The organism is Pseudomonadota bacterium, from assembly GCA_010028905.1.
Taxonomy (GTDB): Bacteria; Vulcanimicrobiota; Xenobia; order RGZZ01; family RGZZ01; genus RGZZ01.
The window spans coordinates 1-7,575 of record RGZZ01000241.1 but is presented as its reverse complement, the minus strand read 5'-3'; the positions used below and the strand labels follow the sequence as shown (position 1 = coordinate 7,575).

Below are 7,575 nucleotides of genomic sequence, written 5' to 3'. Positions count from 1 at the left end.
CCAATTATTTCCAATTAGTATGGAAATGAGAGACTTGACTCGTATCTACACATCAGATCGCACCCCAACCGCTCCCCCGAAGATCCGAGGCCCATCCAAAAATCACCAGAACGAGGAGGAAGGTCCCATGTCCACCCCATCCGTCACCGTCTATACCCAGCCCGGCTGCCCGACCTGCATGCAGGTGAAGGCCTATCTCAAGGCCCGCGGCGTCGCGTTCGACGAGCGCGACGTGCGGGCCGACGACGCGGCGCTGCAAGCGCTGCACGACCGAGGATACGCCGCCACGCCGCTCACCATCGTCGACGGTCGCGAGATCCTCGGCATGAACCGCACGAAGCTCGAAGCGGCGCTTGCGCCCCGCACCGTGGGAACGGAGGCCTGACATCGTGAGCGAGCACAACGTGAGCGATCACAACGTGAGCGAGCACAACGTCATCATCATCGGCGGCGGCCCCGCGGGCTTCACCAGCGCCATCTACGCGGCCCGCGCGTCTCTGCGCCCGCTGGTCATCGCGGGCTACGCGTCCGGGGGGCAGCTCATGTCCACCACTGAGGTCGAGAACTTCCCCGGCTTTCCGCAGGGCGTGCTCGGTCCCGACCTCATGCGCATGATGCGCGAGCAGGCCGAGCGCTTCGGCGCCGTCGTCATCGAGGAAGACGCTGTGGCGGTCGACTTCGGAACGCCCGGACGCCTGCGCGTGTCCACCGACAGCGGAGAGCACGTCGCGCCGGCCGTGATCATCGCCACCGGCGCGAGCGCGCGACGGCTGGGCATTGCTGGAGAAGACGAATACATGGGCCGCGGCGTCGCGACCTGCGCGGTGTGCGACGGCGCCCACTTCCGCGGCATGAAGGTGGCGGTGAACGGCGGCGGTGACTCGGCCCTCGAAGAGGTGCTGCAGCTGTCGCGCATCGCGCGTGAGATACATCTCATCCATCGCCGCGACACGCTGCGCGCGTCGAAGGTGATGCAGGCGCGCGTCCAGGCCCTCCCCAACGTGGTCTTCCACTGGAACACCGAGGTGGTCGAGGTCCTCGGCGAAAAGCGCATGCACGGTCTCACGCTGCGCAACGTCGACACGGGCGAGGTGGCCAGCGAGATGTTCGATGGCCTCTTCGTCGCCATCGGGCACACGCCGAACACCTGGTTCGTCGATGGCCAGGTGCCCCTCGATGAGAAGGGCTACGTGCGCACCGTGGAGGGCGAGAGCCGCACGGCCGTGCCGGGCGTGTTCGTGGCTGGCGATGCCTTCGACGTGAAGTACCGGCAGGCCGTCACCGCTGCCGCCTCGGGCTGTCGTGCTGCCCTCGAGGCTGAGCGTTACATCACGCTGGAAGCGCGGCTGTGAGCTGCACCTCTGGTAGTCCTTTCAGGCGGAGGCAGGCCTTTTCGGCCGTTGTCCTTGACCTCGATCAGCTCGTCAAGATGTGAGCCGGTGCGCGCCGCTCCACAGAGCGAGCGCTCAGATGCCAGCCCCCTCGCCATAGGTCTCGTGTCGCAGCGCCGACTGTGTCACCACCGACCCTGCCGGCACGCTCTCGGTGAGCCAGACGTTGCCGCCGATGATCGAGCCGCGCCCCACCGTGATACGTCCGAGCACGGTGGCCCCGGCGTAGATGACCACGTCATCCTCGATGATGGGGTGGCGCGCCCGCCCCTTCACCGGTCTTCCTTCCGCATCGAGCGGGAAGCTGCGTGCGCCCAGGGTCACGCCCTGATAGAGACGCACATTGCGCCCGATCACCGCGGTCTCTCCGATGACCACGCCTGTGCCGTGATCGATGAAGAAGCGATCGCCGATGGCGGCGCCTGGATGGATGTCGATGCCCGTGAGCGCGTGGGCGTGCTCGGTGATCATGCGGGGGACGAGGGGAACGCCCAGGACGTGCAGGGCGTGGGCGATGCGCTGCAGGGTGACGGCCCGCACTCCCGGGTACGACAAGATGGTCTCTTCGGGACCCGTCGCTGCCGGGTCGCCGTCGTAGGCCGCGCGCACGTCGCCGATGAGGCGTTGCTGCAGCGCAGCGAGCTGGCCGACGAACCGTTCGACGATCTCTCGCGCCCGCCGTGGGCACACATCGCAGTCACGCGTGTGTCCGGCCGATGTGAAGCACAGGGCGCGGCTCGTCAGTGTCTCGAGGTCGGCGATGGCCTCGTGCAGCGCGATCCCGGTCTGGAAGAAGGCCTGCTCGCCCTGCAGCTCGGCGGTGTCGAAGTAGCCGGGGAACAGCACGCGGCGAAGGGTCTCGGTCACCCTGGCCACCGTGTCGCTCGCGGGAAGGGGCCGCCATTCGCCCGCACGGGAGGGCGCCAGCGCGGCCATGGACTCGCAGAGGGCTCGTGTCAGATCGTTCATGGATGCGGCTTTCGCTCCTTGGATGTGAACATCCCCCGATTGCGGGGCAACCCTGTTCGTGGGAAGTCGGGTATGCTATAACCCCTCTTCCATCTCTCTCGCGAAAGGTTGAAGCCCGCGTGCAGACCGAAACCCTCCTCGAGTTCGGACGTCACCAGCAGGGTGGCGTCTTCGATGACAACGCCTCCACCATCGGGGGCACCCCGCTCGTGCGCCTGAACCGCGTCTCCCCGCGGTCTGATGTTACGATTCTTGCCAAGATCGAAGGCCGCAACCCCGCCTTCTCGGTGAAGTGTCGCATCGGGGCCGCCATGATCTGGGACGCCGAGCGCCGCGGGCTCCTGACCCCGGGTCGTCAGATCATCGAGCCCACCAGCGGGAACACGGGCATCGCCCTGGCCTTCGTGTGTGCCGCCAAGGGCATCCCGCTCACGCTCACCATGCCCGAGACCATGAGCATCGAGCGGCGCCGCCTCATGCAGCAGCTGGGGGCCAATCTCGTTCTCACCGAGGGCGCCAAGGGCATGAAGGGGGCCATCGGTCTGGCCCACGAGATGGCCGCCAACGAGCCCGAGAAGTGGCTGCTGCTCGATCAGTTCGCCAACGGAGCGAATCCCGAGATCCATCGCCTCACCACCGGTCCGGAGATCTTCGAGGCCACGGGAGGCAACGTCGACGTCCTCGTGGCCGGCGTCGGCACGGGGGGTACCATCTCCGGCATTTCGCGCTACTTCGAGATCGACCGTGGACGCCCGTTGCTCTCCATCGCCGTCGAACCCCGCGAGAGCCCGGTCATCACGCAGACGCGCAACGGTGACCCCGTGCAGCCCGGCCCGCACAAGATACAGGGCATCGGGGCCGGTTTCGTGCCCGGCAACCTCGACATGTCGCTCGTCGACCGGGTCGAGCAGGTGGGCTATGACGAAGCCATCGACTACGCCCGCCGCCTGGCGCGGGAAGAGGGCATTCTCTGCGGCATCTCGTGTGGCGCCGCCATGGCCGTGGCGTCGCGCGTCGCCGCGGAGCCCGAGATGACGGGCAAGACCATCGTGGTGGTGCTCCCTGACCTCGGAGAGCGCTACCTCAGCACCCCCCTCTTCGAGCAGTCGTGACACGGTGACCCCGGCCCGACAGGGATTCACTCACGCGTGCCGCAACACATCGGCGTGAAGCAAACGCCTCGGTTGCGCGCGATTCGCGCGGCCCTTGCTGTTCTCATCGCCGCGATGGCGCTGGGTGCCCTCGGATGCGCGCGCACCGAGGCCGCTCAGGGGCCGCCGCTGCTGCGCGCGGCCACCGGCGACAGCGGGCGGGCCCTCGCGCCGCATCGCGAGCTCATCACCCGTTTCAGCGCCCGCGAGCCGGCCGTCGACGTGCGCCTCGAGGCGGTGTCGGGGGGCGACTACTACACCCGCCTGCTCACCCAGTACGCTTCCGGCGGCGCGCCGGACATCGTGCAGCTGGGAGACGACGCGGTGGCCGCGTTCGTGAGCCGTGGCGCCCTGCTCCCCCTCGACGCCCGCATGGCGCAGGATCCGCCCCTGCGCGACAGCGACTATGTGACGGGCGTCACGGCGCCCGGTCGATGGCGCGGACAGCTGTACCTGCTTCCGAAGGACTTCACCCCCGTCGGCGTCTTCTGCAACGCGGCCGTCTTTCGAAGGCGGGGCGTTCCCCTTCCACGCGAGGGCTGGACCTGGGACGATTTTCGTCGCACGGCCCGCGCCCTCACGCATGATGATGACGGCGATGGCCAGACCGATACGTGGGGCGTCGTGATGCCGGGACCTGTCGCGTCGACGCTCGAGCTGTTCGCTGCCGGCGCCGGTGGCGGGGTCGTCAACGACGACGGGTCGTACAGCGGCGCCCTCGACGGCCCGGCCGCCCTCGAGGCCGTGGCGTTCGTGCGCGGGGTGGTCATCGAAGATCGATCGGCCCCTCTTCCGCAAGAGCTCGGCGTCTGGGAAGGGGGCAATCGTCAGTTCGAGCAGGGGAAGGCAGGTATGTGGGTGACAGGACGCTGGCCGCAGCCGGGTCTTGTCGAGACGTTCGGCAAGGATCTGGTCGTGGTGCCTCCTCCCTTGGGCCCCAAGGCCCCCTCGAACATCTTGTTCTGGGCGGGGTTCGCCATCAGCGCCCAGAGCCGCCATCCGGATCTGGCGTGGCGCTTCCTGCGCAATCACGCGGGGCCCGATGCCTCCACCGTCTGGCGGGCCTGGGCCCTGCCTTCTTCCAGCGCGCTGGTGAAGGCAGAGAAGCTCGAGAGCGATCCGCTCGACGGCCCGTGGCTGCGGTCTCTCGCGACGTGCCGCCCTCGCGCCTACACGCGCGACCGCTACTGGGCCCGCTACGGTGAGCCGGCGGCCCGCGCGCTGATGGAGACGGCTATCTTGACCCCGGAGCGCGACTACGTGGGCACCGCACACGCGCTGGCCGCCCAGGCCGACGCTTGGCGTCGCCGCGCGGTGGCGGAGGAGGGGCCATGAGCGGGCCGCGTCGCGCCGGGAGCGACGCACCCTATCTGGCCATGCTCGCTCCGTGGACCTTCTGTCTCGTGCTCTTCGTGGCGCTGCCCCTCATCAGCGTGGCTGGGCTCTCCTTCTGCCGCTGGGACATGTTCGGGGCGCCCGTCTGGGTCGGGCTCTCGAACTATCGCGAGATCTTCATGTCTGATGATCGTTTCATCCAATCGGTGAAGGTGACCTTTCTGTACACCGCGATGTACGTGCCCACCGAGGTGGTGGGCGGGCTCGGCATCGGTCTGCTGCTGCACCACATCGCGGAAGGGGCCACGGGGCGTCTGCGTGGGGTCGCGGTGGGCGCGGTGCGCGCGGCGGTGTATCTGCCCACGGTGCTCTCGGGGGTGGCGCTCTCTCTCGTGGGCATGTGGCTCTTCCAGCCAGGGACGGGCCTCGTGAACGGCGTGCTGGCCGCATTCGGCGTGACGGGGCCCCGTTGGCTGCTCGACCCTCGGGTGGCGCTGTTCACGCTCTTCCTCATGAGCCTGTGGGGCCTGGGGCGAGCCGCCTTTCTCGTGCTCGCGGCGCGTCAGATGGTTCCCACCTCGGTCTACGAGGCCGCGCTCATCGACGGCGCGGGTCCGGTAGCCATCTTCTCGCGCATCACCTTGCCGGAGCTCATGCCCACGCTCACGTTCAGCTTCGTTCTCGGCACGGCCGCCACGCTGCAGAGCTTCACCGGGGCCTACGTGGCCACCGCGGGCGGCCCGCTCGGGGCCACCATGTTCATCGTGCTCTACCTCTACGAGAAGGCGTTCCATGAGCTGCAGTTCGGCTACGCCGCCGCCCTGTCGATGATCGTGTTCGCCGTGTCGCTGGGCATCTCGGTGCTGCTGGCCCGACTCACGGAGGAACGCACATGAGGGCACGTGGGTACGACGGAGGATTCGCATGAGGCGTCGCTCGACGGCCGTCACCATGGCGCTGTGGATGCTGGCGCTCGTCACCGCGGCGTTCTTCGCCCTGCCATTGGCGTGGATGCTCTCGACGGCGTTCAAGAGCGACGCCGACGTGGTGGCCCATCCGCTCGCCCTTCTCCCGACCCGCCCTGATGCGGCGACCTTCCGAGATGCCCTGGCCATCGTGCCCATGGTGAAGTACACCTGGAACACGTTCGTTCTGGCCATGCTCGTGCTCGCGGGGCACCTGGTCTCGTGCCCGCTCGCGGCGTGGGGGCTCTCGCGCCTTCAGGGACGGACTGCCAGGTTCATGCGGCTGGCCACCCTGGCCGCGTTCGTGCTGCCCTTCCCGGTCGTGATGGTGCCCCAGTACCTCATCTTCGCCCGACTCGGAATGGTGAACACCATCTGGCCGCTGGTGCTTCCCAGCTGGCTCGGGAATGCGTTCTTCATTCTCTATCTGCTACAGGTGTTCCGGGCCTTCCCGGTCGAGCTCGAGGAGGCGGCGCGCCTCGAGGGGGCGAGTGAGCTGCGCATCTTGCGCTCCATCGTGCTGCCGCTCTCGTGGCCGAGCCTGGCCGCCATGTCGGTGCTCACCGTGCAGGGCGTGTGGAACGACTTCCTCGCCCCCCTGCTGTACCTGCAAGACCAGGGCACCTACACCGTCACGCTGGGGCTGCAGTTCTATCGCTCGAGCCACAACATCGAGTTCAACCTGCTCATGGCCGCCACAACCATCTCGGTGCTGCCGGTGGTGGTGCTGTTCATCATCTTCCAGCGTCACTTCATCCAGAGCGCGGTGGGCACGGGCGGGAAGTAGCCGTGCGCGCGCGTCGACCGCAGCGCTGCCGTGCATCTTGCGCGCGGGAGCGGTACGCGGGCCTACCAGGAGCCCGGGCGCTGCCCCGCGCCTCCGGGAACGCTCACCGGCGCCTGGCCGTCTCCTGCGGGCGTGATCACGGCCCCCTGCGCCCCCTCGCGCTGCCCTCGCGCCGTGAGTGCGTGCCCCGTCGGTCCTTCCGCCACATCGCTGAATCGCATGTCGAGCTCGATGCCGTCGATCACGGGGGCGCCATGGTCGAGGGCGGGCAGCCAGTGGCTCGTCTCGATGGTGCACACGGCCACCTCATCGAGCACGCTCGTGCCGGACGACGTCAGCACCTCGGCGTGCGCCTTCCCGGAGAGCTCTACGGTGGCGCGCAGCTTCACCGTTCCGCGCATGCCGATGATGGTCTTCATCAGCTCCCTGCGGGGCACGGCGTAGACCAGGCGCTTGAGATAGGGCGACACGTGCGGCTGTGACTGCAGCGTCGTGGGATCGATGCCCGTGAGCGTGCACAGATCTTCCCACGTTGTGGGCTCAGGGCTTCGATCGAGGTCGACGTTGCGGGTCACCAGATCGAGGAATCCGCGATGGGCAAAGCTTACGTGCACCCAGTTCTGGTAGGTGGCGCTGGCTCCTCCTCCGCTGTCGCCGCCATCGCGCGCACCGGCCATCGCGCCGCCCGCGGTGCTTCCGGCACCGTTGGTCGTCCCTGTGCCGAGCGGGAAGCCTCGGGTGCCCGACCCGCTTGCCATGGCGGGGCCTCGTCCCTGGGGCGCGGTGAGCACCGGCGCTCCAGGCGCGGGCACATCGACAGACTCGAGTTGCATCACCTCGGGCCCTCCAATGGCATGGATGCGCACGGCCGGAGAAGAAAGGGTTTGGGACATGGGGCGGGGCTTATTCAGGGGTCAATTGAGCGGCGCGTGCCGCAGCGACATAACTGTTGATTTCTTCGGCGATGAAGCGGTCAA

General features: G+C 68.1%; 8 protein-coding genes. 6 read left to right on the top strand and 2 right to left on the bottom strand.

Features of this window, described 5'->3' with window-relative positions; genetic code table 11:
• The first annotated feature begins 19 nt into the window (after positions 1-19).
• Both EB084_15495 and trxB read left to right on the top strand, forming a co-directional pair.
• Positions 20-385, top strand: coding sequence for a glutaredoxin family protein (locus tag EB084_15495; protein NDD29662.1), 366 nt, complete (start codon positions 20-22; stop codon positions 383-385).
• Positions 386-419: 34 nt separating this feature from the next.
• Positions 420-1,352: a thioredoxin-disulfide reductase gene (gene trxB / locus EB084_15490; GenBank protein NDD29661.1), complete on the top strand. Its 933-nt coding sequence runs from the start codon at positions 420-422 to the stop codon at positions 1,350-1,352.
• Between the two features lie 114 nt (positions 1,353-1,466).
• Here the strand turns inward: trxB and EB084_15485 are convergent, their stop codons facing one another.
• Complete coding sequence (locus EB084_15485) at positions 1,467-2,360, bottom strand: serine acetyltransferase (GenBank protein NDD29660.1); 894 nt, start codon at positions 2,358-2,360, stop codon at positions 1,467-1,469.
• 2 nt (positions 2,361-2,362) lie between these two features.
• Between EB084_15485 and cysK the strand changes: the two genes are divergently transcribed.
• From cysK to EB084_15465, 4 genes are all read left to right on the top strand, one after another.
• Positions 2,363-3,472 carry a cysteine synthase A gene (cysK, locus tag EB084_15480; GenBank protein ID NDD29659.1) on the top strand — a complete coding sequence of 370 codons (1,110 nt, stop codon included), beginning with the start codon at positions 2,363-2,365 and terminating at the stop codon, positions 3,470-3,472.
• A gap of 72 nt (positions 3,473-3,544) precedes the next feature.
• Positions 3,545-4,846, top strand: a complete 1,302-nt coding sequence (locus EB084_15475) for a sugar ABC transporter substrate-binding protein (protein NDD29658.1) — start codon at positions 3,545-3,547, stop codon at positions 4,844-4,846.
• A complete protein-coding gene (locus tag EB084_15470; GenBank protein ID NDD29657.1) occupies positions 4,843-5,742 on the top strand; it encodes a sugar ABC transporter permease in 900 nt (299 codons plus the stop codon). The genes EB084_15475 and EB084_15470 overlap by 4 nt, the downstream gene beginning before the upstream one ends.
• Before the next feature lie 28 nt (positions 5,743-5,770).
• On the top strand, positions 5,771-6,598 hold the full coding sequence (locus tag EB084_15465; GenBank protein ID NDD29656.1) for a carbohydrate ABC transporter permease: 828 nt from the start codon (positions 5,771-5,773) through the stop codon (positions 6,596-6,598).
• Positions 6,599-6,660: 62 nt separating this feature from the next.
• Here the strand turns inward: EB084_15465 and EB084_15460 are convergent, their stop codons facing one another.
• On the bottom strand, positions 6,661-7,431 hold the full coding sequence (locus EB084_15460) for a hypothetical protein (GenBank protein ID NDD29655.1): 771 nt from the start codon (positions 7,429-7,431) through the stop codon (positions 6,661-6,663).
• Between the last annotated feature and the right edge of the window lie 144 nt (positions 7,432-7,575).